The 24,148-nt window shown below is 67.6% G+C and carries 22 protein-coding genes; 11 read left to right on the plus strand and 11 right to left on the minus strand.

The genetic code is table 11. The annotated features are described in order from the left end of the window. Both yihA and ACFYLW_RS00225 read left to right on the plus strand, forming a co-directional pair. Positions 1 to 672: a ribosome biogenesis GTP-binding protein YihA/YsxC gene (yihA, locus tag ACFYLW_RS00220; protein WP_312064594.1), complete on the plus strand. Its 672-nt coding sequence runs from the start codon at positions 1 to 3 to the stop codon at positions 670 to 672. Positions 673 to 721: 49 nt separating this feature from the next. Then, positions 722 to 1,711 carry an LLM class flavin-dependent oxidoreductase gene (locus ACFYLW_RS00225; RefSeq protein WP_390182369.1) on the plus strand — a complete coding sequence of 330 codons (990 nt, stop codon included), beginning with the start codon at positions 722 to 724 and terminating at the stop codon, positions 1,709 to 1,711. Between the two features lie 3 nt (positions 1,712 to 1,714). On the opposite strand, the gene ACFYLW_RS00230 is transcribed toward ACFYLW_RS00225, so the two are convergent. The 4 genes from ACFYLW_RS00230 to ACFYLW_RS00245 all read right to left on the minus strand — a co-directional run bounded on the left by ACFYLW_RS00230 (position 1,715) and on the right by ACFYLW_RS00245 (position 5,747). Then, complete coding sequence (locus tag ACFYLW_RS00230; RefSeq protein WP_390182370.1) at positions 1,715 to 2,230, minus strand: hypothetical protein; 516 nt, start codon at positions 2,228 to 2,230, stop codon at positions 1,715 to 1,717. A 4-nt stretch (positions 2,231 to 2,234) separates the two neighbouring features. Continuing rightward, positions 2,235 to 3,383: a polysaccharide biosynthesis/export family protein gene (locus tag ACFYLW_RS00235; RefSeq protein WP_390182371.1), complete on the minus strand. Its 1,149-nt coding sequence runs from the start codon at positions 3,381 to 3,383 to the stop codon at positions 2,235 to 2,237. 91 nt (positions 3,384 to 3,474) lie between these two features. Next, complete coding sequence (locus tag ACFYLW_RS00240; protein WP_390182372.1) at positions 3,475 to 4,755, minus strand: glycosyltransferase family 4 protein; 1,281 nt, start codon at positions 4,753 to 4,755, stop codon at positions 3,475 to 3,477. Next, positions 4,755 to 5,747 (minus strand): KpsF/GutQ family sugar-phosphate isomerase, encoded by a 993-nt coding sequence (locus tag ACFYLW_RS00245; protein ID WP_312064604.1) that lies wholly within the window; start codon positions 5,745 to 5,747, stop codon positions 4,755 to 4,757. Before ACFYLW_RS00245 ends, ACFYLW_RS00240 begins: the two co-directional genes overlap by 1 nt. A 186-nt stretch (positions 5,748 to 5,933) precedes the next feature. Here ACFYLW_RS00245 and otsB point away from each other — a divergent pair, with 186 nt between their 5' ends. Genes otsB through ACFYLW_RS00260 form a run of 3 tightly spaced genes read left to right on the plus strand, consistent with a single transcriptional unit; the run spans position 5,934 to position 9,903 of the window. After that, positions 5,934 to 6,698, plus strand: a complete 765-nt coding sequence (gene otsB, locus ACFYLW_RS00250; RefSeq protein WP_390182373.1) for a trehalose-phosphatase — start codon at positions 5,934 to 5,936, stop codon at positions 6,696 to 6,698. Next, positions 6,695 to 8,482, plus strand: a complete 1,788-nt coding sequence (locus ACFYLW_RS00255; RefSeq protein WP_390182374.1) for a glycoside hydrolase family 15 protein — start codon at positions 6,695 to 6,697, stop codon at positions 8,480 to 8,482. The genes otsB and ACFYLW_RS00255 overlap by 4 nt, the downstream gene beginning before the upstream one ends. Further along, a complete protein-coding gene (locus ACFYLW_RS00260; protein WP_390182375.1) occupies positions 8,479 to 9,903 on the plus strand; it encodes a trehalose-6-phosphate synthase in 1,425 nt (474 codons plus the stop codon). Before ACFYLW_RS00255 ends, ACFYLW_RS00260 begins: the two co-directional genes overlap by 4 nt. On the opposite strand, the gene ACFYLW_RS00265 is transcribed toward ACFYLW_RS00260, so the two are convergent. Continuing rightward, a complete protein-coding gene (locus tag ACFYLW_RS00265) occupies positions 9,900 to 10,511 on the minus strand; it encodes a glutathione S-transferase family protein (protein WP_390182376.1) in 612 nt (203 codons plus the stop codon). The genes ACFYLW_RS00260 and ACFYLW_RS00265 overlap by 4 nt on opposite strands. A 111-nt stretch (positions 10,512 to 10,622) precedes the next feature. Here ACFYLW_RS00265 and ACFYLW_RS00270 point away from each other — a divergent pair, with 111 nt between their 5' ends. Then, positions 10,623 to 11,333 carry a helix-turn-helix transcriptional regulator gene (locus tag ACFYLW_RS00270; protein ID WP_390182377.1) on the plus strand — a complete coding sequence of 237 codons (711 nt, stop codon included), beginning with the start codon at positions 10,623 to 10,625 and terminating at the stop codon, positions 11,331 to 11,333. 153 nt (positions 11,334 to 11,486) lie between these two features. Here the strand turns inward: ACFYLW_RS00270 and ACFYLW_RS00275 are convergent, their stop codons facing one another. Together ACFYLW_RS00275 and ACFYLW_RS00280 are read right to left on the minus strand one after the other, a co-directional pair. After that, positions 11,487 to 12,689 (minus strand): acetyl-CoA C-acyltransferase, encoded by a 1,203-nt coding sequence (locus ACFYLW_RS00275; RefSeq protein ID WP_390182378.1) that lies wholly within the window; start codon positions 12,687 to 12,689, stop codon positions 11,487 to 11,489. A gap of 257 nt (positions 12,690 to 12,946) precedes the next feature. After that, positions 12,947 to 13,852, minus strand: coding sequence for an SDR family NAD(P)-dependent oxidoreductase (locus ACFYLW_RS00280; protein ID WP_390182379.1), 906 nt, complete (start codon positions 13,850 to 13,852; stop codon positions 12,947 to 12,949). Positions 13,853 to 14,051: 199 nt separating this feature from the next. On the opposite strand from ACFYLW_RS00280, the gene ACFYLW_RS00285 reads away from it, so the two are divergent. The 5 genes from ACFYLW_RS00285 to aguB all read left to right on the plus strand — a co-directional run bounded on the left by ACFYLW_RS00285 (position 14,052) and on the right by aguB (position 21,429). Beyond that, entirely contained in the window at positions 14,052 to 15,203 is a 1,152-nt protein-coding gene (locus ACFYLW_RS00285; RefSeq protein WP_390182380.1) for an outer membrane beta-barrel protein, read from the plus strand. A 262-nt stretch (positions 15,204 to 15,465) separates the two neighbouring features. Beyond that, positions 15,466 to 16,653 (plus strand): capsular biosynthesis protein, encoded by a 1,188-nt coding sequence (locus ACFYLW_RS00290; protein ID WP_390182381.1) that lies wholly within the window; start codon positions 15,466 to 15,468, stop codon positions 16,651 to 16,653. Between the two features lie 193 nt (positions 16,654 to 16,846). Beyond that, positions 16,847 to 19,366, plus strand: coding sequence for a TonB-dependent receptor (locus tag ACFYLW_RS00295; protein ID WP_390182382.1), 2,520 nt, complete (start codon positions 16,847 to 16,849; stop codon positions 19,364 to 19,366). Between the two features lie 195 nt (positions 19,367 to 19,561). Beyond that, on the plus strand, positions 19,562 to 20,563 hold the full coding sequence (locus tag ACFYLW_RS00300; RefSeq protein WP_390182383.1) for an agmatine deiminase family protein: 1,002 nt from the start codon (positions 19,562 to 19,564) through the stop codon (positions 20,561 to 20,563). Then, positions 20,563 to 21,429, plus strand: a complete 867-nt coding sequence (gene aguB / locus ACFYLW_RS00305; protein ID WP_390182384.1) for an N-carbamoylputrescine amidase — start codon at positions 20,563 to 20,565, stop codon at positions 21,427 to 21,429. Before ACFYLW_RS00300 ends, aguB begins: the two co-directional genes overlap by 1 nt. Here the strand turns inward: aguB and ACFYLW_RS00310 are convergent. From ACFYLW_RS00310 to ACFYLW_RS00325, 4 genes are all read right to left on the minus strand, one after another. Beyond that, complete coding sequence (locus ACFYLW_RS00310; protein WP_390182385.1) at positions 21,426 to 22,397, minus strand: right-handed parallel beta-helix repeat-containing protein; 972 nt, start codon at positions 22,395 to 22,397, stop codon at positions 21,426 to 21,428. The genes aguB and ACFYLW_RS00310 overlap by 4 nt on opposite strands. Then, on the minus strand, positions 22,397 to 23,215 hold the full coding sequence (locus ACFYLW_RS00315) for a phosphatase PAP2 family protein (RefSeq protein WP_390182386.1): 819 nt from the start codon (positions 23,213 to 23,215) through the stop codon (positions 22,397 to 22,399). Before ACFYLW_RS00315 ends, ACFYLW_RS00310 begins: the two co-directional genes overlap by 1 nt. Continuing rightward, a complete protein-coding gene (locus tag ACFYLW_RS00320; RefSeq protein ID WP_390182387.1) occupies positions 23,215 to 23,709 on the minus strand; it encodes a hypothetical protein in 495 nt (164 codons plus the stop codon). The genes ACFYLW_RS00315 and ACFYLW_RS00320 overlap by 1 nt, the downstream gene beginning before the upstream one ends. 72 nt (positions 23,710 to 23,781) lie before the next feature. Next, positions 23,782 to 24,114 (minus strand): ribonuclease, encoded by a 333-nt coding sequence (locus tag ACFYLW_RS00325; protein ID WP_390182388.1) that lies wholly within the window; start codon positions 24,112 to 24,114, stop codon positions 23,782 to 23,784. Between the last annotated feature and the right edge of the window lie 34 nt (positions 24,115 to 24,148).

Raw genomic sequence — 24,148 nt, forward strand, 5'->3', positions numbered from 1 at the left:
TTGGACCAACCGTCGGACGAGCCCAAGGTCGGAGAATATTCGGACGCCGAGATCGAGGCGGCCCGCGTGCTGTTTGCGCGTCAGGCCACCTTCGTTCTGGGTTGCGCCAAGATCGAGCAACTGCCTGATCCCGACCTGCCGGAAATCTCGTTCGCCGGTCGTTCGAACGTCGGCAAGTCCAGCCTGATCAACGCCCTGGTCGGCATGCACAAGCTGGCCCGCGCCTCGAACGAGCCGGGCCGCACGCGCGAGGTGAACTTCTTCGATCTGGACGGCCGGATGCGTCTGGTCGACCTGCCCGGCTACGGCTGGGCCAAGGCGTCCAAGACCACGGTGAAGAAGTTCCAGGACCTGGGCCGCGACTATCTGCGCGGCCGGGTGACGCTGAAGCGGGTCTATCTCCTGATTGACGCCCGCCACGGCCTGAAGAAGGTCGATGACGAGGCGCTGGATGCGCTGGACCTGGCCGCCGTCAGCTATCAGATCGTCCTGACCAAGGCCGACAAGCTGAAGAAGGGCGAGGCCGAGAAGGTCCAGGCGGCGACGCTGAAGGCCATCTCCAAGCGCCCCGCCGCCTATCCGGCGGTGCTGGTGACGTCGTCCGAGAAGGGCTTCGGCATCCCCGAACTGCGCGCCGAGATCATGCGCACCACGGGCGTGACGCTGGACTGATCGTCGTCCCCCCTATGGCGCCGCTGACTTGCGGCCCCATATCGCTCGGATGATCCCGCTTTCCATTCTCGATCTCGCGCCGGTGCCCGAGGGTTCCGACGTCTCGCAGTCTCTGGCCAACACCCTCGACCTGGCTCGCCATGCCGAGCGTTTGGGTTACAGGCGTTACTGGCTGGCCGAGCACCACAACATGCCCGGCATCGCCAGCGCCGCGACCTCCGTGGTCATCGGTGCTGTGGCGGCGGCGACCAAGACCATCCGCGTGGGCGCGGGCGGGGTCATGCTGCCCAATCACGCCCCCTTGGTCATCGCCGAGCAGTTCGGCACCCTGAACGGCCTGCACCCCGGCCGCATCGATCTGGGCCTGGGCCGCGCGCCAGGTTCGGATCAGGCCACGGCGCGGGCGCTGCGCCGCACGCTTCAGGGCGACGTCGACGCCTTCCCGCAGGATGTGATGGAGCTGATGCAGTGGTTCGCGCCCGCGACGCCCGATCAGCGCATCATCGCCAATCCCGGCGAGGGTCAGGCCGTGCCGATATGGATCCTGGGCTCCTCGACCTACGGGTCGCAGCTGGCGGCTCATCTGGGCTTGCCCTACGCCTTCGCCAGCCACTTCGCGCCGGGCGAGATGATGCGGGCGCTGGACGTCTATCGCCAGACCTTCCGGCCGTCCGAGCACCTGGACCAGCCTTACGCCATGCTGGGCTACAATGTCTTCGCCGCCGAGACGGACGAGGCCGCGCGCCTGCTGTTCACCTCTGTCCAGCAGGCCTTCGTCAATCTGAGGACCGGCCGCCCTGGCAAGCTGCCCGCTCCGGTCGAAGGCTATTATGAGCGTCTGGATGGCGCCGCGCGTGGCATGATCGACGCCGCCCTTGCCTGTTCGGCGGTCGGCTCCCCCCAGACCGTGCGGGCGGCCATGGACGCCTTTATCGCTCGCACGGGCGCGGACGAACTGATGGTCACCAGTCAGATCTGGGATCCTGCGGCGCGGTTGCGTTCGATCGAACTTCTCGCCCAGGCGGCCGGTCAGGTCTGAGGCTCAGCTTTCGTCCGGCGGAAGGAAGTGAAGCGGTTCAAGCGTCGCTTGGTCATAGATTGCGTCCTCGACCAGACGTCGCCAGGCTTCACCCAGGCGAATGGAGTCAGCCAGATCCTGCGGCGTGATGGCGGCCCTTTGGGTCAGACGCTGGCGCAGGCCGCGGCAGGCCGCCAGCAAGGCTGAGGCCTGACGCACGGCGGGAAAATCGGAGTGGGCGCCCAGGGCTTCATGGGCCGCGTAGCGCCAGCGCGCCCCTTCGGGCGCGCCGTTGATCAGGGCCCATTTTTCTGCTGGCGAGAGTGCGTCGCCCAGGGGTTCCCAGGCGTCGCTGTCCGCAGGGCGTCGATAGTGGCCTGGGCTCTGCGGCAGGCCATGGCGGCCATAGACCTCGGCCGCCGCCGTCTCGATCGCCCGCAGCAAGCAGAGCACATCGTCTTCGGCGGCCTTGCGCTCGGTCTGGTCGTCCGCGCGCGCCGACAGGGTTTCTGACCGACGACGCCCCAGACGACCAAACATGGCCCTAGTCGACGTTCAGGGCGCTCGTGACCGAGACGTCGTAGATCACACGGGTGATCGACTGAACGAACTCGAAGAACTTGCGCGCTTCCGCCGAGTCCGAACGCGGCGCATAGAGCACGTCGTCAGGCTGGATCATGAAGTTGTTGGCGACGAAGAAGCCCTGACCTTCAGCCAGATTCACGCGATAGACCACAGGCACGCCGCGCGGCGTGGGGGCCTGGGTCAGGCCGAGCGCCTGAGCGACTTCGGGGCGTTCGAAGCGGAACACCATGACCGTGCGGTGATTGGCGGACTGGGTGTCCAGACCGCGCGTCCGCGCCAGTGCGGCGGTCAGGCTGAGCGGGCCTTGGCCCATGTCCTGTTCGCTGACCGCGCCGACCGCGCCGAAGGCGGTGAAACGACGAGGCTTGTAGGTCAGGTTGACCTGGTCGCCGCGGCGCAGACGGACGTTCTCGCCGAATTCGGTGGAGACGAGCGTCAGCGGAGCCGAAAAAGTCTCGTTGCCGCGACGAACATTGACGATCAGGTCTTCGGCCGGGCGCGTCGGCCCCCCGGCGGCGGCGATGACGTCCAGGATGCGGTCGGTGTTGACCGAAAGCGCGGCGCGACCGGGGTTGCGCACGTCGCCCAGAACGGTGATCGAGTTCGACGGGTTCTGGGCGATATAGGCGACGACCTGCGGATTGCCGACCTTACCGCGCAGGGCATGCTTGATAGCGTCGGCGGCCTCGGGGGCCGTCAGGCCGTTGACCTGAACGCGGCCAGCGAAGGGCACGTTGACCGCACCGGAGCGATCGACCACCAGAGGCGGCAGCGCCTGGGTGCCCGTCTGAATGTCGCGCGACATGTTGCGCGTGCCGAACAGGGCGCCGCTCGGCTCGTAGATGGAGACGGCCAGAGCGTCGCCGATGCCGAGGACGTCCACCGGGCTATCCGCGCCGCCCGCGGCCAGGCTGCCGCCGAAGCGCGGCGGCACGGCCTTGATGACCTCGCCGACCGTGAAGTCGACGTCGACCATGGCGTAGTTGACGGCTTTCAGGTCGTGACCGGCGTTGTCGGCGACCGTGCGCCCGGACGGGCCGTCGCCGGGCAGGGTCGAGCAGCCGCCGACAAGGGCGAGGGCCATCAGGGGCAGAAGGGATCGCTTCATGGCGGCTCCGAAGATCAGGCGGTTCAACACCGTGATTACTTGGCTTTGCGGCTGCGGACCAGAGGGATGCGTTCTGACCCTTGATCCGTTCTCATGCCGGACTGGCGAGACAAGCATCCATGCTCTGGTCCAGGCCCAGTCGTGCTTCAACCGTCGCGAAGTGGCCAGGCCAGGTCGGCGGGGCGTAGGCGGTCGCGATCGGACGTTTCAGCGTCGCCGTCTCGAGCGCCGCCAGCCAACCCAAACCATCCAGCGGGTCGATCAGGGTCGCCTGGGCCACCAGTTCGCGGTGGGCCGGAATGTCGGAGGCGATCAGCGGCACGCCGAGGGCGCAGGCTTCCACTGCCGGCAGGTCGAAGCCCTCGACGGACGAGGGAGCCAGCACGGCCTGGGCGCCGCTCATGAGGTCCGCCAGGGCCGTATCGGGCAGGTTTTCGACCTGATGCACCAGACCCTGCAGATTGGGCGAGCGCTGCAGGTGATCCAGCACGGCTTCATTCTCCCAGCCGTAGCGGCCGATCAGCACCAGGCGGGGGGCCTGATCGCCCATCTTTTCCTGCAGACGACGCCAGATCGTCAGCAGGAAGGCCAGATTCTTGCGCGCTTCGATGGTGCCGACGTGGACGAAGTAGGGACGCCGCGCACCGCTCGGCTCGGCCTTCATGAAGACGGGCTCCAGGCCCAGGTGCGCGACGTCGATCGGCGGAGCAGCCAGCTTCTCCCGGTCGGCGAAGGCCAGCAGTTCATGCGCCGTATAGTGGGAGTTGACCACGATCCGCGAGGCGTGGCGCAGGGCCGTCAGGACGCGGCGGCGATGCTTCGCCCCGTCGCCGGGCCGGCAGAACTCGGGATGGGTGATCGGAATCAGGTCGTGCAGCATGACGACGCGATCGATCCCCTGGCTTCCCAGGCTGGCGAGGATGTCCGGCGTGTTCAGGCTTGTGTGCCCGACATTGAAATAGAGCTTGGCCGGTGGCGGCGCGGCGATCCGGCGCGAACGGAAGTACTGCTTCCAGACGCGGCTCTTCTTCTTCGTCTTGGGCTGATGCGGGTCGGGCGCCTCGCCGATCACCGAGGCGGTCGGGCGGTCCGCTTCAAGGGCGGCGAACAACCGGCGCTCGTTGGTGTTAAGGGCGCGGGCGTCGGAGCCGCCGGTCCAGCGTTGGCGTAGTTCGACCATGCAGTCGCGGAACCAGGCGTCGTCCACCGCAGCCAGTTGATCGTGGCGAGACCGGACCGGCACCATGCGGTAGTCAGGATGATCGACCAGCCATTCAGCATAGGCCAGGCAGACGCGGTCCACGCCTGTCGGCGCGCTTCGGTCCGTGCGGCTCAGCAGGCGGCTGGCGTCGAAAAGAATGTCCTGTGTCATCAGGAAACGTAGCCGGCCTGCATCAGTTCAGCGATATGGATGATGGCGACGGGCCGTTCGTTCTCGACCACGAACAGGTTGGCGATCTTGTTGGCGCTCAGCAGGTCGACCACGTCGCTCATGCGGGCGTCGGGATCCACCGTGATGGGGGTGCGGCTCATGATGTCCTCGGCGCGCAGGGCCGAGATGTCGCTGGTGAAGGCGCGGCGGATGTCGCCGTCGGTGATCATGCCCGCCAGGCTGCCGTCGGAATGCAGGACCGCAACGGCGCCCTTGCGGCCGGCGGACACGGCCGAGACCACGGCGCTGAAGTCGGCGTCCATCGGCACGCTGGCCGGGGTGGCGGCGTTGTCGCCCATCCATTCACGCACGCTCTGCAGGCTCATGCCCAGGGCGCCGCCGGGGTGGTGCAGGCCGAAGTCTTCCCTTGTGAAACCGCGGCGGTCCATCAGCACCATGGCCAGGGCGTCGCCGATGGCCAGGGTCATCAGGGTCGAGGTGGTCGGCGCCAGGCCGTTGGGGCAGGCTTCGGCCACCTTGGGCATGGTCAGGCTGACCGCCGAGTGGCGGCCCAGGAAGCTGCCGGCGCGCTGGGTGATGCCGATGACCGGAATGTCGTTGCGCTGGCAATAGAGCAGGGGATCGCGCAGTTCGCGGCTCTCGCCCGAGTTGGAGATGGCCAGAAGCGTGGTGTCGGGGCGCAGCATGCCCAGGTCGCCGTGGCTCATCTCCGCCGGGTGGACGAAGAAGGAGTTGGTGCCGGTCGAGGCCAGGGTGGCGGCGATCTTGCCGCCGATGTGGCCCGACTTGCCCATGCCTGTCACGACCAGATAGCCGGGACGCGACAGGATGATGTCGCAGGCGCGAGCGATCGAGACGTCGATAGAGCGCTCCAGCGCTTCCAGGGCCTCGATGTTCAGACGCACGACCTCGCGCGCTCGATCCGTCATCGCAGCAATCTGCTCGGGCGACGAGTGAAGCGTGTTGGGCATGGGCATCGGCTCCTGAGACGCCGGACCGCTGCGGCGGTTCTTCATGGCGCATCCGCGAATTGCCCCATCTGGATTGTTCGCACAATGGCGGGGCTGCGACGGAATTGTCACCTTGGCGGACAACCTTCCCGGTCCCGGCGCGTTCCCAACTGTCTCGACAACAGCATCGAAACGAGTCCGGACCTTATGTCGTCTGCCTCCGGGGCGATCGCCTCATGCCTGCCCAAGCCGCCTCTCGTACTGAAGAAGCCCGCGCTCTTTCTGGATCTCGACGGGGTGCTGGCGCCCCTGGCGCCGACGCCGGACGAGGTGGGACCGGACGCCCGGCGCACCGAGGTGCTGAGCCGACTGACCGATCGGATGGAGGGCCGGGTCGCCATCGTCAGTGGGCGAACCCTGGGCGAGATCGACCGCATCAGCGACGGCGCGGCGCGGGCGGCGTCCGGCGTGCACGGCCTGCAAAGGCGTCGCGGCGACGGATCCTTCGCCAATAGAGCGCCCGACCCCGCCGTGCGCCGGGCGGTGGCAGCCTTCGACGCCTTCGCCGCAGACCGCCCCGGCGTCATCGTCGAGGACAAGACCTTGGCGGCGGGTCTGCATTACCGCCAGGCGCCGGGCGTCTCGGAAGAGGCGCTCGCTCTGGCCGCGTCTTTAGCTGAGGAGACCGGCCTGGCGCTGCAGCCCGGCTCCATGGTCCTGGAGCTGAAGACCCCCGGCACGGACAAGGGCGCGGCCCTGACCGCCTTCATGGCCGAGGCGCCGTTTACGGGGGCGCTGCCCATCATGGTCGGCGACGACCTGACCGACGAACACGGCTTTGAAGCGGCCGAGGCGCTGGGCGGATTCGGCGTTCTGGTGGGGCCTGAGCGGCCGACGGCGGCCCGCTATCGGCTGGAGGACGTCGCCGCCGTGCTCGACTGGCTGGATCAGATTGAAGGAGGCGCCGAATGAGTCGTCCCAACCTCGACCTCGCCCCGATCGGCAACTGCTCGGTCAGCGCCCTGATCGACCGGAGCGGCCGCTTCGTCTGGGCCTGCGCTCCGCGCGTGGATGGCGACCCGGTCTTTTCCGCCTTGATGGACGGCGATGATCCCGAACACGGCTTCTGGGCCATCGAACTGGCGGACATGGTTTCGATCGAGCAGGCCTATGTGCGCAACACCGCCGTCCTGCGCACGGTGATGACCGACGAACGCGGGGCCTCGGTCGAGATCCTGGATTTCGCGCCGCGCCATCTGAAGCACTCGCGCATCTATCGGCCCATCGCCTTCGCGCGCGTGGTGCGGCCGCTGTCGGGGGCTCCGCGCATCACCGTGCGGCTGCGACCCTCGGCGGAATGGGGCGCACGCCGAGCGGAAGAGACCTCGGGCTCCAACCACATCCGCTATCTGTGTACGGACCTGACTCTGCGGCTAACCACCAACTGCCCCGTCACCCATGTTCAGAACGAGCGGACCTTCCGGCTTGAAGGCGAGCTCGCCTTCTTCCTCGGCCCGGACGAGGGCTATGATCAGTCGGTCATGGCGGGGGTTTCGGCGGCCCTGGATCAGACCATCCAGCACTGGAAGCTATGGACCCGGACCCTCTATGTGCCGCTGGACTGGCAAGAGGCGGTGATCCGCGCCGCCATCACCCTGAAGCTCTGTGTCTATGAAGAGACCGGGGCCATCGTCGCGGCCATGACCACCTCCGTGCCCGAGTTCCCCGAGAGCGGGCGCAACTGGGACTATCGTTTCTGCTGGGTGCGCGACGCCTATTACACGGTGCGGGCGCTGAACCGGCTGGGGGCGGTGGACATCCTCGAGAACTACCTCGGCTATCTGCGCAATCTGGTGGACGACGCCAAGGGCGGCCATGTCCAGCCCGTCTATGGCGTGGGCCTTGAGGCGGGCATCGGCGAGCGCGTGGTCGAGAGCGTCGCGGGCTATCGCGGCATGAAGCCGGTGCGCGTCGGCAATCAGGCGCACGAGCACCTGCAGCACGACGTCTATGGCCAGATCGTCCTGCCCCTGGTCCAGGCCTTCTTTGACGAGCGGATGTTGAGGCCCGGCACGATCGACGATTTCCATGCGCTCGAGAAGGTCGGCGACCGCGCCTTCTCCATGCACGACCAGACGGACGCCGGTCTGTGGGAGTTCCGCACCATCGCCCGGGTCCACACCTATTCCTCGGTCATGTGCTGGGCCGCCTGCGACCGGCTGGCCAAGGCGGCGCGGCATCTGGGTCTGGCTGAGCGCGGCGAGCTGTGGGACGAGCGGGCCCGTCTGATCCGGGCGCGCATCGAGGCCGAGGCCTATCTGCCGGACGAGGGCCGCTTCGCCGCCAGCTTCGGCGGGACAGAGCTGGACGCGTCTCTCTTGCAGATGACCGATCTGGGCTTCCTCGACCCCCGCGACCCGCGTCAGGTGAAGACCTTCGAGGCGGTGGAGCGGGACCTGAAGCGCGGCCCCTATCTGTTCCGCTACATCCACCCTGACGACTTCGGCGAGCCGGAGACGGCCTTCAACTTCTGCACCTTCTGGTTCATCGAGGCCCTGCATTTGAACGGCCGAACCGAGGAGGCGCGGGCCATCTTCGACGAGATGCTGAGCCGGCGCACCCATGCCGGTCTGCTCAGCGAGGACATCGCGCTTCAGGACGGCGAGCTGTGGGGCAACTATCCGCAGACCTATTCCCTGGTCGGGATCATCAACTGCGCGGTTCTGCTCAGTCGTTCGTGGCAGGACGCACGATGAGCCGTCTTATTGTCGTTTCGAACCGCGTCTCGGCGCCCAAGGACCCGGCCTCGGGCTCGGTCGGCGGTTTGGCCATGGCCCTATCGGCGGCGCTGAGCAAATACGACGGCCTGTGGTTCGGCTGGTCCGGCGAGACGGTCGAGCAGTTCACCGGCGAGCTGAACATCGAGGACCGCGCGGGCGTCACCGTCGCCACCGTCGATCTGGAGCCGCAGGACGTCGACGAATATTACAACGGCTACGCCAACAAGACCCTGTGGCCCCTGTTCCATCACCGGGTCGATCTGACGGCCTATGAGCGGTCCTACGGCGAGGGCTATGAGCGGACCAACCGCCGCTTCGCCGAGGTTCTGCAGCCGCTGATCCAGCCCGACGACATCATCTGGATCCACGACTATCACATGATCCCGATGGCGCGGGACCTGCGCCGTCTGGGGGTGAAGAACCGGATTGGCTTCTTCCTGCACACGCCCTGGCCGGCGCGTCAGCTGCTGGTGACGCTGCCGCATCATCGGCGGCTGGTGGAGTCGATGTTCTATTTCGACCTGATCGGCTTCCACACCCATGAATGGCTCGGCCTGTTCGAGCGCTACGTCGAGGTCGAGGCGCGGGGGCGGGTGTCGCCCGACCATGTGATCGAGGCCTTCGGCCGTCGGGTTCAATGCGGGGTCTTCCCCATCGGCATCGACGTGGACGGTTTTCTGGCCGCGCGCGATTCCGTGCTGGGCGGCAAGACCTATGACCGGATGGCGGCATCGGCGGCCTTCCGCTCCATGATCGTCGGCGTTGATCGGCTCGACTACTCCAAGGGGCTCGAGCAGCGGATGCTGGGCTTCGAGCAGTTCCTCGAGGACAACCCCGCCATGCGCGGCGAGGTCTTCCTGTTGCAGGTGACGCCGATCTCGCGTGACGACGTGGATACCTATCAGGACATACGCGGGCGGCTGGACGCCCTGGCCGGGCGAATCAACGGCGCCTATGCCGACATGGACTGGCAGCCGATCCGCTACCTGAACCGCACCTTCCGTCGGGACCAGCTGGCGGGCCTCTATCGCGCGGCCAAGGTCGGTCTGGTCACCCCCCTGCGCGACGGCATGAACCTGGTGGCCAAGGAATATGTCGCGGCCCAAAATCCCGACGATCCCGGCGTGCTGATCCTGTCGCGTTTCGCCGGCGCCGCCGAGCAGATGGGCGAGGCCCTGCTGGTCAATCCCTTCAGCCGTGAAGAGCTGTCGGAAGCCATCAAGAAGGCCCTGACCATGCCGCTGGAGGAGCGCATCCGTAAATGGAAGGCGCTGATGCAGGTGGTGCGCGACACCGACGTGGGGATATGGCGCGACAGCTATGTCGGGGCGCTCAGGAAGGTCGCGATCCGCGCCGACGACGAGGTGGTCGCCGACGCGGCTGAACCTGCGGCCTAACTGGCCTCGGCGAACTGCGGCGGGGCGCCGTCCCGGGTGATGGCGCGGGCATGGGCCGGGCGCGCCGCCAGTCGCTCGACATAGGCGTCCAGAAGCGGGCTGTCCGGCAGGTGTTCGCGCGCCCAGGCCACGGTGCTGCCGATCAGGACGTCGGCCACGGTGAAGCGGTCGCCCATCAGCCAGGGGCCTTCCCACAGGGCTTCCAGCAACCGGGTGACGGCGGCGTCGTAGCGGGCCTTGGCGTAGGGATCGGCGTCCACCGCTCCGGTCACCTTGTTCCACAGCGACGGCTCCAGCTCGCCCGAGGCCCAGAACATCCAGGTCAGCAGCGGCCCGCGCTGCGGCGAGTCCGGCGGAAAGCCCAGACCGGCTTCGGGATGCAGGCCCGTCAGGTAGAGGGCGACCGCCGCCGATTCGGTGATCAAGGCGCCGTCGTGCAGCAGGGCCGGGACCTTGCCGTCGGGGTGCGGGTTCTTCGGGTCGGCGGCGCCCGTGCCGTCCATGCGGCGAATGTCGCAATACTCGATGCGGCAGTCGGCCCCCAGCTCCTCGACCAGCCAGACCAGGCGAGAGGAACGGGACCAGGGGGCGTGGAACAGGGTCAGCATCGATAATCCTCCCAGATATCGGGCCGCGACGGGGCGTCGGCGGCGGTCCGTCTTGACTACTGACAACCTGCTGCCACCATGCTGTCAGCAGTCTTCGGCGAGGGTGGGGACATGAGACGCGCCGACCGACTGTTCCAGATCATCCAGGTGCTGCGCCGGGCCTCGCGTCCGGTGACGGCCGACGCCATCGCGGCTGAGCTGGAGACCTCCAAACGCACCATCTATCGCGACATCGCCGCCCTGCTGGGTCAGCGGGTGCCGATCCGGGGCGAGGCGGGGCTGGGCTATGTGCTGGACGGGGGCTTCGACCTGCCGCCGCTGATGCTGACCTCGGACGAGATCGAGGCGGCGGTGCTGGGGGCGCAGTGGGTGGCGGCGCGCGGCGATCCGGCTCTGGCGCGGGCCGCGCGCGACCTGACGACCAAGATCGCCGCCATCGTCCCGGAGCGTCTGCGGCCGGTGGTGCTGGAGCCTTCAGTGGCCACGCCGCCGCCGTGGGAGCAGAAGATCGAGACCGTGGATCTGGCGCGGGTGCGCGCCTGGATCCACGCCGGGCGCAAACTGCGGCTCTATTACGCCGACGAGCAGGGGCGCGAGACGACGCGGGTCATCTGGCCCTTCCTGATCGGCTATCATGAGAGGGCGCGGTTGCTGCTGGCCTGGTGCGAGACGCGCGAGGACTTCCGCAGCTTCCGCGCCGACCGGGTGGTCGACGCCGAGTTCCTGGACGATCGCTATCCCGGCCGACCCGCCGTCCTGCGCCAGCGCTGGTTCGCGGCGATGGAGGCGCGGCGGGCCGCCGAGTGCGGGCCGCCGGACTGACCGTCTTCGTCACCCTCGGGCTTGTCCCGAGGGTCTATCGTTCCGCAACACGCCTCGCCATGACGAAGGGGCGCTCCGAGCGGCGCAGCGCGGTTTCTGAGGCTGCCATGGGCCCTCGGTACAAGCCCGAGGGTGACGGTTTGAGACTGTGCTCTAGTAGATCTCGAACAGGCCCGCCGCGCCCATGCCCCCGCCGATGCACATGGTGACGACGCCGTACTTGGCCCCGCGCCGCTTGCCCTCGATCAGGACGTGGCCGGTCATCCGCGCCCCCGACATGCCATAGGGGTGGCCGATGGAGACGGCGCCGCCCGAGACGTTGAGCCGGTCATTGGGGATGCCCAACTTGTCGCGGCAATAGAGGACCTGCACCGCGAAGGCCTCGTTCAGCTCCCAGATGCCGATGTCGTCCACGGTCAGGCCGTGGCGCTTCAGCAGCCTGGGCACGGCGAAGACGGGGCCGATGCCCATTTCGTCCGGCTCGCAGCCGGCCACCGCCATGCCGCGGTAGGCGCCGAGCGGTTGCAGGTTGCGCTTCACCGCCTCGCCTGCCTCCATGATGACGCAGGCCGAAGCGCCGTCGGACAACTGGGATGCGTTGCCGGCGGTGATGAACTCGCCCTGCTGGATTTCCTCGCCGCCGCCGAAGACCGGCTTTAGCGATTGCAGGCCCTCAAGGGTGGTGTCGGGACGGTTGCCCTCGTCCTTGGCCAGGGTCACTTCTTTCGATGTGGTCTCGCCGGTGGCCTTGTCCACGACCAGCATGGAGGTGGTCATCGGCACAATCTCGGCGTCGAAGCGCCCCTCGGCCTGGGCGGCCGCCGTGCGTTGCTGCGACTGCAGGGCGTATTCGTCCTGGGCGTCGCGGCTGATGTTGTAGCGGCGGGCGACGACCTCGGCGGTCTCCAGCATCGACATATAGATGTGGGGCGACAGCTTCAGCAGCGCCTCGTCCTTCATCCGGTACAGGTTCATGTGCTGGTTCTGGACCAGAGAGATGCTCTCCAGCCCGCCGCCGACCGCCATCTTCTGGTTGTCGAAGACGACCTGCTTGGCCGCCGTGGCGATCCCCATCAGGCCCGAGGCGCACTGACGATCCAGGCTCATGCCGGGCACGGAGGAGGGAAGGCCCGCCGCCAGCGCCACCTGACGCGCTACATTGGTCCCGGTCGAGCCCTGCTGCAGGGCCGCGCCCATGATGACGTCCTCGATCTCGGCCGGATCGACGCCCGCTCGGGCGACCGCGTTCCGGACCGCGTGGGCGCCCAGTTGCTGCGCCTGGGTGTCGTTGAAGGCCCCGCGATAGGCCCGGCCGATCGGGGTGCGGGCGGTGGAGACGATGACGGCTTCACGCATCGAGAAGGGCTCTCTCTTTTTTGGGCGCTACGCTCGCGACGCGGTCGCTCGCGGCTTGAGCGCAAAAGAGGGCGCTATCGCCGCGATGCGGACGCGCGCTGCGGTAAGCGCGTTTCCTGCCTAACAGAGAGAGGATAGGCGCCTCACGTCGGGTCAACGCAAGGCGCCTTCGCAGAAGTGAACGGGCCAGCGGGGCGCCGTGTCCCGATCAAGAAACGCGTTCCGGCCTCAAGTCGCGCGAAGCGCGGTAGGCCTACTCAGAGCTTGTGATGCTTCTGGGCCTTGGTCAGTTCGATCATGCCTTGCGCTGCGCCCATCTCCGGCACGATCTCGTTAGTGCGGTCCGAGATGGCGTCGAAACGGGTTGCGACCTGTTCGGGGGCGTCGGGGCCGATGGCGAAGTCGCCTTGCGTCAGGGTCACATAGGCCCGCTCGAAGCCGCCGGCGCCGGCGGCCAGGATGGCGCGGGTCGGGGCGTCGCGGCTGACCAGATGCAGCAGACCCGGCGTCACCAGCTCCGGCCCCAGGGCTTCCAGAGGCAGGCCCTGCAGGTCCTCGGTCATGCGGGTGTGGGCGGTCGGGGCCAGGGCGTTGACGCGAATGTCGTTCTTGGCCCCCTCGATGGCCAGGGTCTGCATCAGGCCGACCAGGGCCATCTTGGCTGCGCCGTAGTTGGCCTGGCCGAAGTTGCCGAACAGGCCTGACGACGAGGTGGTCATGACGATGCGGCCATAGTTCTGGGCGCGCATGATGTCCCAGACCGCCTTGGTGCAGTGGACCGCGCCCATCAGATGGACCTCCATGACCAGGCGAAAATCGGCCAACTCCATCTTGGCGAAGCTCTTGTCGCGCAGGATGCCGGCGTTGTTCACCAGAATGTCGATGCGGCCCCAGCGGGCCATGACCTCGGCGACCATGGCCTCGACCGCCGCCGCGTCGGTGACCGAGGCCGCATTGGCCATGGCCTCGCCGCCCGCGGCCTCGATCTCGGCGACCACGGCCTCGGCCGCCGTGGCCGACCCGCCCGAGCCGTCGCGGGCGCCGCCCAGGTCGTTGACCACCACCTTGGCTCCCCGCGCCGCCAGAGCCAGGGCGTGTTCGTGGCCCAGACCGCCGCCCGCACCCGTCACGATCGCCACCTGGCCGTCGAACCTGATCGTCATGCCTTGCCTCCGTTGTGTTTCAAAATGGTCCTAGCAGGCTCGATTGAGGGAAAAAACGGCCCGATGTGTTGAAAGGGCGCCACAGTTGTCACAATGCGGGGAAAGATGGCGGAACCTGAGCGGTCTCGTGCCGTTGAAGCCCCCTGAGTGCTGACGTCATCGACGACGGCTTTCGGATCAACTTGAGTGTGAGGACACTATGAAGCTCAAACTTCTCGCCAGTGTCGCCGCGGCCGGGCTGTGCGTGGCCGGCGCTGCGTCGGCTGAGCCGGACGGCTGGTACGGCGCCGTCGACGCCGGCTACCACATCATCGACGACATCAACACCGAGTCGTCGACCCGCGGTTCCAACTGGAACTGGGAAGTCAACGACGGCTGGGCCGCCTTCGCCCGCCTCGGCTACCGCTTCAACCCCAACTGGCGCGTTGAACTGGAAGGCGGCTACCGCTCGGGCGACATCGGCACCGTGCGCGCCGTCTCGGGCCCGCAAGGCCTGTGCAACATCACGCCCGCCACCGGTCCGTGCTACTCGCCCGACGGCGACATCACCTCGACTACCGTGATGGCCAACGTCATCTATGACTTCGGCTACTCGGCCGGCAGCATCCGTCCGTTCGTCGGCCTCGGCGTCGGCGCCAACCACGTCAACACCGACGTCGTCGGCCGCCTGCGTCAGAACCCGACCGTGGCCTTCGCCGCCGACGACAGCTCGACCAAGTTCGCCGCTCAGGCGATCGCCGGTCTGGCCTGGGCCGTTTCGGACCGCGCCAACATCGACCTGACCTATCGCTACCTGACGGGCGACGCCGAGTTCGCGACCTTCACGAACACCGCGTCCAACGCCTTCGGCGAAATGGCCGGCGACTATGACCAGTCGCACACCGTGACCCTGGGTCTGCGCTACGCCTTCGGCGCCGAGCCGGCTGCTCCCCCGCCGCCGCCGCCCCCGCCGCCGCCCCCGCCGCCTCCGCCCCCGCCGCCCCCGCCGCCCCCGCCGCCGCCTCCGGCCAAGCCGGCTGCGCGTCAGTTCGTGGTCTACTTCGACTGGGATCGCTCGGACCTGACGGCTGAGGCCCGTTCGGTGGTGACGCAAGCCGCCAACTACGCCAAGTCGGGCGCTCCGACCCGCATCCTGGTCGTCGGTCACGCCGACACCTCGGGTAACGCGGCCTACAACCTGGGTCTGTCCAACCGTCGTTCGCGCACCGTCGCCGACGCCCTGGTCGCCCAAGGCGTCAACGGCGGCGTCATCGCCGTCGACGGCAAGGGTGAAACCGCCCCGGCCAAGGCCACCGCTGACGGCGTGCGCGAGCCTCTCAACCGTCGCGCCACCATCGACATCAACTTCTAAGGCATGAAGTCCCCGGAGCAGACCGAAAGGTCTCGCTCCGGGAATGATGTCCAGGATGTCGAAAAAGTCCGGCCGTCGGCCTCGTCCAGAGCCGGCGGCCTTCTTGTCAGCACAATGCAGACTCGATCCGACCGTCCAACCGCCTTGTCATCGACGTGGCCTTGGCACTAGGAAGGGGCTCGATTCTTGGAAAGACACCCCGCGTTTGCTTGCGCCATTTGATCCTGATCAGCCGAATGCAATCCCGCTGGTGCAGGCGGATTTGCGCGGCCGCCGCTTTCTGATCGTCACGGCCCCGTTCGGCGGGTTCGGGCGGCTTCTGGCCCAGGCTGTCATCGCAAGGGGCGGCGAAGTCGGCCGCATGATTTTCAACGCCGGCGACCTTGTGACCTGGCGGCGCCCCGGCGGCGTGACTTTCCGCGACCATGTGCGACGTTGGCCTGCCCGGGTCCGGGAACTGGCCGATCAGTTCACCGACATCATCGTCTTCGGCGAGGGCGGTCCCTATAATCAGGGCGTCCTGGCTCAGGCCGAGGCGCTGAAGGCGCGCGTCTGGGTGCTCGAGAACGGCTACTTCCGCCCCGACTGGATCACTCTGGAGCAGAACGGGGTCAACGGCTCCAGCAGCCTGCCGCGTTCAGCGGCGGGATACGCCATACCCGGCCCCGAGCTGCCGGTGACGCGCCCGGTCGGCAAGATCCTGCCGCATCACGTGTTCAACATCAGCTTCTATCATGCGGTGCAGCCGCTGGGGCGGCTGGCCTTCCCGCGCTATCGGCACCCCTATACGGTTTCGCCCTGGCGGCAGTTTTTCGGCCATATCCGCCGCTATTTCGGCCTGGCCACGCGTCCCAAGCAGTCCTGCGACGCCGACGTGATCCGCGCGCGCGGTCCCTTCTTCATCGCCTGCCTGCAGCGGGAAGGCGACGCGCAGCTGCTGCGCTATTCCTCCTATGCCGACAACACCGCCTTCCTGGCCGAGGTCATGGGCAGCTTCGCTCGCCATGCGCCCAAGGACTGCCGGCTGGTGGTCAAGAACCATCCTCTGGATCCGGGGTTGTCGGATCTGGAGCACATGACCCGTTGCCTGGCGGTGGAGCGCGGGCTGGATGACCGGGTCGATTTCATCGACGGCGGCAACCTGGCCCAGCTGTGCCGCGCGTCACAGGGCATGGTGGTCAATAATTCCAGCGCGGCCCTGTCGGCGCTGGGGTTCCGTACCCCGGTCAAGGTGATGGGCGACGCCTTCTTCGATTTTGAAGGCCTGACCGACCAGCAGCCTCTGGATGATTTCTGGAGCGCGCCCAAGCCCGCCGACGCCAAGCTTTTCACGGCGTTCCGCGCACACGTGATCGCTCGCAGCCAGATCAACGGCAATTATCACGAGCCGCGCGCCATGCGCTCGACGGCTAATCTGATCGCCGACGCTTTCGCGGTGCGCGCCGGCTGACTGCCCTGTCGGATGGGGAGATGAAACCATCCACAGAGGTGTGACGATATAGCCACCCCAGGCGGCTGTCATATCACTGTCACACGACTGTCGTCCAAACTTCCCGCAGCGGCCTTAAGGCCCAGCCCATCTCGACAGGCGTCACGGCCTGCCGCGCATGGCGCTACGCCTTCATCACTGGGGATACCAACAGATGACCAACCGCAAACAGCTGTTCTGGGCGACGACCGCCCTCATGAGCGGCCTTCTCATGGCCGGCGCCGCTTCGGCCCAATCGACCGGCACCGAAGCCACGGAAGTCAGCGACGTCGTCGTGACCGGCCAGCGCGGCCCGCGCAACCTGGAAGGTCTGGCGGTTGCTGAAACCGTCGCCAAGACCCGCAACACCGTCAACCAGGAATTCATCGCCACCCAGGCCGCTGGTCAGACCATCCTGCAGACCCTGAACCTGACGCCGGGCCTGAGCTTCACCAACGCCGACCCCTATGGTTCGTCGGGCGGCAACATCCGTCTGCGCGGCTTCGACGGCGCCCGCGTCTCGCTGACCTTCGACGGCATCCCGCTGAACGACACCGGCAACTACTCGTCGTACACCAACCAGCAGATGGACCCGGAACTGATCGAGCGCGCCTCGGTCAACACCGGTTCGACCGACGTCGACAGCCCGACCGCCTCGGCCACCGGCGGCACCATCAACTATGTGACGCTGCGTCCGACCACCGACATGGGCGGCTGGGTCCAGGGTTCGCTGGGCGACTTCAACTATCGCCGCGTCATGGGCCTGTTCAACACGGGCGAGTTCGGCCCGTGGGGCACCACCGCCTGGGTCGCCGCCTCGTACCAGAACTATGACAAGTTCAAGGGCATCGGCGAGCTGGAGAAGGTGCAGTACAACGCTCGCATCTATCAGCCGCTCGGCGACAACGGCGACTTCGTGGCCCTGTCGGGTCACTACAACGAGAACCGCAACAACAACTACCAGGGGCCGAACCTCGGCACCGCCACCGGCTTCTGCGACGTCGCCAAGACCCAGGTCTGCGTCGATCAGGTCAATGATCCGGCGAACCCGTTCGGCTGGGGCGTTGACTTCGACCGCACCTATGTCGCCCCGACCTTCCGCAACGGCGTCGCCGACAATGACGCCAACGGCTCCAACTACTGGGGTCTGCGCGTGAACCCGTCCAACACGGGCAACATCCGCGGCAACTCGCGCTTCACCCTGATGGACGGCCTGGTCCTGACGGTCGACCCCTCGTTCCAGTATACCCTGGCCAACGGCGGCACCCAGCAGACCGTTCTGTCGGAAACCGACGCCCTGCTGCGCGGCACGAAGACGACGGGCGGCGTTGACCTGAACGGCGACGGCGACACCCTGGACCGCGTGCGCGTCATGTCGCCGTCCAACACCAACACCCACCGCTACGGCCTGAACAGCTCGCTGATCTGGGATCTGAACGACAACCACCGTCTGCGCGCCGCCTATGCGCTGGACTGGGGTCGTCACCGTCAGACCGGCAACTACGGCTTCGTCGACTTCTCGGATCCGTCGAACCCGAGCTTCGTCGACGTCTTCGGCGGCCGTAACGATCACGACAACCGCGTCGTCAACCTGGACGGCTACGCCCTGCAGTCGCGCGACCGCAAGTCGATCGCCTCGCTGAACCAGTTCTCGGCCGAATACCGCGGTCGCTTCTTCCAGGAAGCCCTGACGGTCACGCTGGGTGTCCGTGCTCCCTTCTTCAAGCGCGAGCTGAACCAGTACTGCTACACGCAGAACGGTTCGTCGAACGTCCTCTGCACCTCGGAAGTGCCGAACGCGACCCTGGCCAACGGCAACGTCACCTTCGCCGGCCGCGGCACGACGCAGTACATCAAGCCGTACTCGCGTGAAGTGAAGTTCGACGACATCCTGCCGAACGTCGGCGCCACCTACCGCTTCGGTGAAGGCCACTCGGTCTTCGGTAGCTACAGCGAGTCCCTGTCGGCTCCGCGTACGGACAGCCTCTACGCCGTCACGCGTTTCGCCGATGGTTCGATCGGCAACCCGACGGTTCAGCCGGAAACCTCGAAGAACATCGACCTGGGCTATCGCTACACCACCTCGACCATCGTGGCTCAGGCCTCGGTGTTCCAGAACCAGTTCGATAACCGCATCGTCAGCACCTGGGACGAAGACCTGGGTCAGTTCGTCGATCGCAACGTCGGTTCGGTGGAAAGCCTCGGCTTCGAAGCCTCGCTCGGCTGGCAACCGACCGAGAAGCTGAACCTGTACGGCACGGTCTCGCTGCTCAACAGCGAACTGCAGGACAACTACCGCTACAACGCGGCGGGCGCCGAACTGCAGACCAAGGGCAAGAAGCAGGTTGAAACGCCGGAACAAATGTTCTCGCTGCGCGCCTCGTACAAGTTCAACGACGTCTTCTCGGCTGGCGTCCAAGGCAAGTACACCGGCGAGCGTTGGGTCACCGACGTCAACGACCTGAAGGTTGACGCCTTCACCGTCGTCGATCTGGACGCCCGCTTCGACTTCTCGACCCTGGGTCTGGACGGCACCTACCTGCAGCTGAACGTCATCAACCTGCTGGACGAGCAGTACTACTCGACCCTGGGCACCCGCGCGTCGGCGACCCCGGGCCAGCTGGGCTACAGCCGTCCGTTCGCGGGCGTCGGCGCTCCGCGCACCGTTATGGCTTCGATCCGCTACAGCTTCTAAGCTTCAGCTTCGATCCAGACATGAGGAGGGCGGTCCGGCGACGGGCCGCCCTTTTTGTTGGCCTATCGCGCTTCGCGCTGCTTGAGGCCGGGACGCGGGTAGGGTTGCGGCCTCTTGCCCGCAAACATTGAACCGGGTGGCGTCTCGGCCTATCTGGCGCGGTCTGCCTTTCTCCCATTCGGATCGACTTCGCCCATGACCCACCCTATCCCCGCCGAATGGACGCCGCACCGCGCCATGTGGGTTGGCTGGCCCAGCCATGCCGAGCTGTGGGGCGAGTATTTCGCCCAGGCCCAGGACGAGGTCGAAGCCCTGGTCCGCGCCCTGGCCGGTCCTGGCCGCGAGCAGGTCAAGCTGATGGTGGGCAATGACGAAGCTCTGCCGGGCGTCCGCGCGCGTCTGGACGGCGTCGACGGCGTCGAGGTCGTGGCCGCGCGCTTCGGCGACATCTGGCTGCGCGACACGGGTCCTATCTTCAACGCGGGCTCGACGACGGCCCAGGCCTTCGCCTTCAACGGTTGGGGCGGCAAGTACGACTATCCGCACGACGACGAGGTCGCCGATCAGATCGCCGAGTTCTCGCGCGTGCCGACGACGCGCCATGACTTCATCCTGGAGGGCGGCGCCCTGGACCACGACGGCGAAGGCACGGTCCTGACCACGCGCCAGTGCCTGCTGAACCGGAACCGCAACACCGGCTGGACCCAGGCCGACGCCGAGGCCGCGCTGGCGGAATCGGTCGGCGCCAAGGTGGTGGTCTGGCTGGGCGACGGCCTGCTGAACGACCACACCGACGGTCACGTCGACAACCTGGCCCGCTTCGTCGCCCCGGGCGTGGTGGCTTGCCCGATCGCCTTTGGCCGCAAGGATCCGAACGCCGAGGTCTATGACGAGACCGCCCGTCTGCTGTCTGAAACGACCGACGCCATGGGCCGCAAGCTCAAGGTGCTGCGCATTCCGTCGCCTGGCCTTGTGCTGGACGCGGACGAGCGCCCGGTCCCTGCCAGCCACATGAACTTCCTGATCGCCAACGGCGCCGTCGTGGTGCCGACCTATGGCGATGATGTCGCTGCGCGCCTGGCGGGCGAGGCCCTGGCCACGGTCTTCCCCGACCGCGAGATCGTTCTGTCGCCGTCGAACGCCGTCCTGACCGGCGGCGGATCCTTCCACTGCATCTCGCAACAGGAGCCCGCATAATGGTCCGCACCATCACGGTCGCCGCCCTGCAGACCTCGTACGGCGAGGACATGCAGGCGAACATCGACAAGACCATCGGCCTGATCCGTCAGGCGGCGGCCAAGGGCGCGCAGGTCATCCTGCCGTCCGAGCTGTTCCAGGGGCCCTACTTCTGCGTGACGCAGGAGGAGCACTGGTTCACCTCGGCCTATCCGTGGCGCGAGCATCCGGCCGTGGTGCAGCTGCAGCCGGTGGCCAGGGAACTGGGCGTGGTCATTCCTGTCTCGATCTTCGAGAAGGAAGGCCCGCACTACTTCAATTCGATGGTCATGCTGGACGCCGACGGCGAGGCCCTGGGCGTCTATCGCAAGAGCCATATCCCGGACGGGCCGGGCTATCAGGAGAAGTATTATTTCCGTCCCGGCGACACCGGCTTCAAGGTCTGGAGCACCCGCTTCGGCCGCATCGGCGTCGGCATCTGCTGGGACCAGTGGTACCCCGAGGCCGCCCGCGCCATGGCCCTGCAGGGCGCCGACATCCTGATGTATCCGACCGCCATCGGCTCGGAGCCGCATGACGCGACCCTGGACACCGCCGCCCCCTGGCAGCGCGCCATGCAGGGCCACGCGGTGTCCAACGCCATGCCTGTCATCGCTTCGAACCGCATCGGCCACGAGACCCTGACCGAAGCCGGCCAGAGCTTCTACGGCCACTCCTTCATCGCCGATCATCGCGGCGATCTGGTCGAGAGCCTGACGGGCGAGGAGGGCGTGCTGGTCCACACCTTCGATCTCGACTTCTTGGATCAGTACCGCGCCGCCTGGGGCTTCTTCCGCGACCGTCGTCCGGAACTGTACGGCGCCCTGGCGACGGGCCGCCCAGCCTAACGACGAAGGTTGCGCGCCACGACGTTGTTCGTGGCGCGGTCGCCGTCATCGGCGCTGCTGCCGAAGGGATAGCCGCGATCCTCGCCGCAGTAGGACCGGCGGCCTTCGCGCGCGCCGACCACGACCAGTTGGGGCCGTAGGCGCGCGGCGCCGGAAAAGACATTGTCCGTGATCTGATTGTCTGACGGCGTCTGATGCCGGATCACGCCGCGCTCGCCGCAGTTGCGGTACAGGAAGACGCCGGGACGCCCCTTCAGGTCGATGCGGTTGCCGGTGATACGGTTGCGCGCCGAGCCGTCGATGGCGATGACCTCGCGGCTTGTCGCTACGGCGATGGCGTTGTTCTCGATCCGGTTATCGGCGCTCTCGGCGTCCAGATAGAGGGCGGTCGCATCGCTGCGGCCGCTCAGGGTCGAACGGGTCAGGCTGAGCCGCATCACGCCCGGCCCAACATAGAGCGGGATAGAGCCGGTCCCGATAATGGTCACCCGGTCCAGTGCGATGTGTGACGGTGCCGACCCTTGCGTCGTCGCTGTATGGTCATCAGAGCGCGACGAGGCGCGCAGGTCGTCATAACTCCCGTCCGCTCCCATGCCCCAGACCCGTACCGCGCCGTGGATGACGCAGTTGGTGATGCGGATGTCGGTGGGGCGGCTCCAGTGCTCGGCGGTGATGCGACGCGACCAGACCGCGATGGTGGGCTGACGGGTCGTGACGGCGAGGCCGGGGCGGCCGATCGCGCCGCCGTTGCAGTCCAGCCCGGCGCCCGAGGCCTCGGCGCCTTCGATCAGGATGGGGCGGACGATGGTCTGACCGGGCGCCAGCACGGCGCGGCAGGTCAGACGCCAGGGCGTCGTCGCGGCGTCGGTCAGTTCAGCCAGTTCGGCCGCCGTGCAGGGGCGGGCGGCGGGCAGGGCCCAGGGGTCTGGCGCGGCGCCCAGCAGCAGGAGCGCCAGAAGCGACGACATCAGGGCAGGGGCGCGGCCAGGGCCAGACGCTCGGCGGCGCAGCCCGGGCTGGTCAGGCCGGCGGCGCGCACGGCGGCCAGTTCGGCGCGGGCGGCGGCCAGATCGGCGTCGAAACCGGGCGTGGCGGCGGCGGCGTCGAACACGGCCTTACCCAGCACCTCGCCGGCAGCGACGTCGCTGGGGTAGTGCATGCCGCAGACCAGCCGGCTGAGACCCATTTCATGGGCGATGCGGCGGGCTCCGGTCGCGCGTTCGGGGTCCAGGGCGGCGAAGGCCTCGCCATAGACGGTGGCGACGGTGGAACTGCCCGAGGGATAGGAGGCGCTTCTGCGGCCCGCCTCGCTGACGCGCTGGCACGGACGGCGCGCGGGATCATCGCCGACGGGACGGGCGCGGAAACCGCGCGCCTTGACCAGTTCGGCGGCGGCGTCGGAATCGTCGAACAGTCGCTGCATCAGCTTGTTCAGGTTGGGCGTCGTGGTTGAGCCGAGACGCACGCCCAAGGCGCAGTCGAAATGCTGCAGGGCCAGCGGCGGGCGCAATTCGGCGTGCGCCGTGGCCAGCAGCCAGCGGTCGCTGTCCTCCAGCGTCCTGAACTGGTTGGAGCGCGCCTTGTCGGCCAGATCGGTCGGGGAGCCGGGCGCGGGCGGCGGCGGCACGGCGTCGGCCAGAGCCTGGATCAAAGGCCCGGTCAGATAGCCCTTAGCTTCTGGCGCGGCGGCTTGAACCGCTTGCGGGCGCAGGGCGGCGGGGGTGCCCGCGCAGGCCGAGAGCCCGGCGGCGGCGATGGTGATGATGAAGGCCCCCCGGCGGTTCATCAGGCCCCGGCGCTCCAGGTCAGTTGCACCGAGGTCAGGCCTCCTTCGCCTGGCGAGGCCACGACCTGCAGGGTGGCGCCGTTGGTGGTGCGGGCGGCGGCGCCATAGGCGCGGGCCTCGCCCTGGTTCATGGCCATGACGGGGGCCAGGCCGGCGGCCTCGGCGCGCTGTTTGTAGAAGGCGACGACGGCGTCGGGGCCGGCGTCCGTGGTGAAGGTGATCAGGCCGCCGGGTCCGGTCGGGCCGTTGGCGACCGTGGCCGGGCCGTCGGTCTGAGCGCCGGGATAGAGGGCGGCGAAGGCCGGGGCGCCGTCGATCGACGCCGGCGCTGGTTCGACATCGGCGGCAGGGGCTGAAGCGGCGACCGGCGCGATCTCGGCGGGCGCGTCTGCGGGCGGGGGCAGGCTGGTCTCGGGCGCAGCCTGGCTGCGCTCATCGCATCCGACGAGACCGACCGAAAGGGCCACGGCGACGGCTGCCACGCTACGCTTCATCCCGCCTACGTCCTTGAGACTGTTCAACTTGATGATCACCGTGGCCCATCCGTGCGGCGGCAGCAAGGCGGTTCAACCGGTTGGAGCATCAACATCGTCGCCGGGCTGGCCGGTGGATTTGCGGGCCTCGGCCGGGCCGCCCGCCGGACCACCCGTCAGTTTGTCGCCGTCGGCCTTGAGGCGGCGACCTTCGGCGGCCAGCGCCGCATTGATCGTGTCTTGATCCGGATCGATTTCCGAACCGCTGGCCGAGCCGCCGCGCAGCGATCCGGCGCGGGTGTCCGACCCCATGTCAGTGCCTTCCAGCGCCTTCTTGAGCGCATCCCGGGTGTGACCCAGGTCGGGCTTCTCGCCCATGGCCGCGGCTTCTAGAGCTTCGGGCGTGTCGAGTTTGGGGTCGGTCATCATCGTCTCCTTGCTGAGGAGGAAAAGCGAAGCC

Source organism: Brevundimonas sp. NPDC007368 (assembly GCF_042869015.1).
Lineage (GTDB): Bacteria > Pseudomonadota > Alphaproteobacteria > Caulobacterales > Caulobacteraceae > Brevundimonas.

Bases quoted from the DNA above. Each gene is read 5' to 3' on its own strand.
- ACFYLW_RS00225 (WP_390182369.1), top strand. From the start codon at position 722: ATGATCCCGCTTTCCATTCTCGATCTCGCGCCGGTGCCCGAGGGTTCC.
- ACFYLW_RS00230 (WP_390182370.1), bottom strand. From the start codon at position 2,230: ATGTTTGGTCGTCTGGGGCGTCGTCGGTCAGAAACCCTGTCGGCGCGC.
- ACFYLW_RS00235 (WP_390182371.1), bottom strand. From the start codon at position 3,383: ATGAAGCGATCCCTTCTGCCCCTGATGGCCCTCGCCCTTGTCGGCGGC.
- ACFYLW_RS00240 (WP_390182372.1), bottom strand. From the start codon at position 4,755: ATGACACAGGACATTCTTTTCGACGCCAGCCGCCTGCTGAGCCGCACG.
- ACFYLW_RS00245 (WP_312064604.1), bottom strand. From the start codon at position 5,747: ATGCCCAACACGCTTCACTCGTCGCCCGAGCAGATTGCTGCGATGACG.
- otsB (WP_390182373.1), top strand. From the start codon at position 5,934: ATGTCGTCTGCCTCCGGGGCGATCGCCTCATGCCTGCCCAAGCCGCCT.
- ACFYLW_RS00255 (WP_390182374.1), top strand. From the start codon at position 6,695: ATGAGTCGTCCCAACCTCGACCTCGCCCCGATCGGCAACTGCTCGGTC.
- ACFYLW_RS00260 (WP_390182375.1), top strand. From the start codon at position 8,479: ATGAGCCGTCTTATTGTCGTTTCGAACCGCGTCTCGGCGCCCAAGGAC.
- ACFYLW_RS00265 (WP_390182376.1), bottom strand. From the start codon at position 10,511: ATGCTGACCCTGTTCCACGCCCCCTGGTCCCGTTCCTCTCGCCTGGTC.
- ACFYLW_RS00270 (WP_390182377.1), top strand. From the start codon at position 10,623: ATGAGACGCGCCGACCGACTGTTCCAGATCATCCAGGTGCTGCGCCGG.
- ACFYLW_RS00275 (WP_390182378.1), bottom strand. From the start codon at position 12,689: ATGCGTGAAGCCGTCATCGTCTCCACCGCCCGCACCCCGATCGGCCGG.
- ACFYLW_RS00280 (WP_390182379.1), bottom strand. From the start codon at position 13,852: ATGACGATCAGGTTCGACGGCCAGGTGGCGATCGTGACGGGTGCGGGC.
- ACFYLW_RS00285 (WP_390182380.1), top strand. From the start codon at position 14,052: ATGAAGCTCAAACTTCTCGCCAGTGTCGCCGCGGCCGGGCTGTGCGTG.
- ACFYLW_RS00295 (WP_390182382.1), top strand. From the start codon at position 16,847: ATGACCAACCGCAAACAGCTGTTCTGGGCGACGACCGCCCTCATGAGC.
- ACFYLW_RS00300 (WP_390182383.1), top strand. From the start codon at position 19,562: ATGACCCACCCTATCCCCGCCGAATGGACGCCGCACCGCGCCATGTGG.
- aguB (WP_390182384.1), top strand. From the start codon at position 20,563: ATGGTCCGCACCATCACGGTCGCCGCCCTGCAGACCTCGTACGGCGAG.
- ACFYLW_RS00310 (WP_390182385.1), bottom strand. From the start codon at position 22,397: ATGTCGTCGCTTCTGGCGCTCCTGCTGCTGGGCGCCGCGCCAGACCCC.
- ACFYLW_RS00315 (WP_390182386.1), bottom strand. From the start codon at position 23,215: ATGAACCGCCGGGGGGCCTTCATCATCACCATCGCCGCCGCCGGGCTC.
- ACFYLW_RS00320 (WP_390182387.1), bottom strand. From the start codon at position 23,709: ATGAAGCGTAGCGTGGCAGCCGTCGCCGTGGCCCTTTCGGTCGGTCTC.
- ACFYLW_RS00325 (WP_390182388.1), bottom strand. From the start codon at position 24,114: ATGACCGACCCCAAACTCGACACGCCCGAAGCTCTAGAAGCCGCGGCC.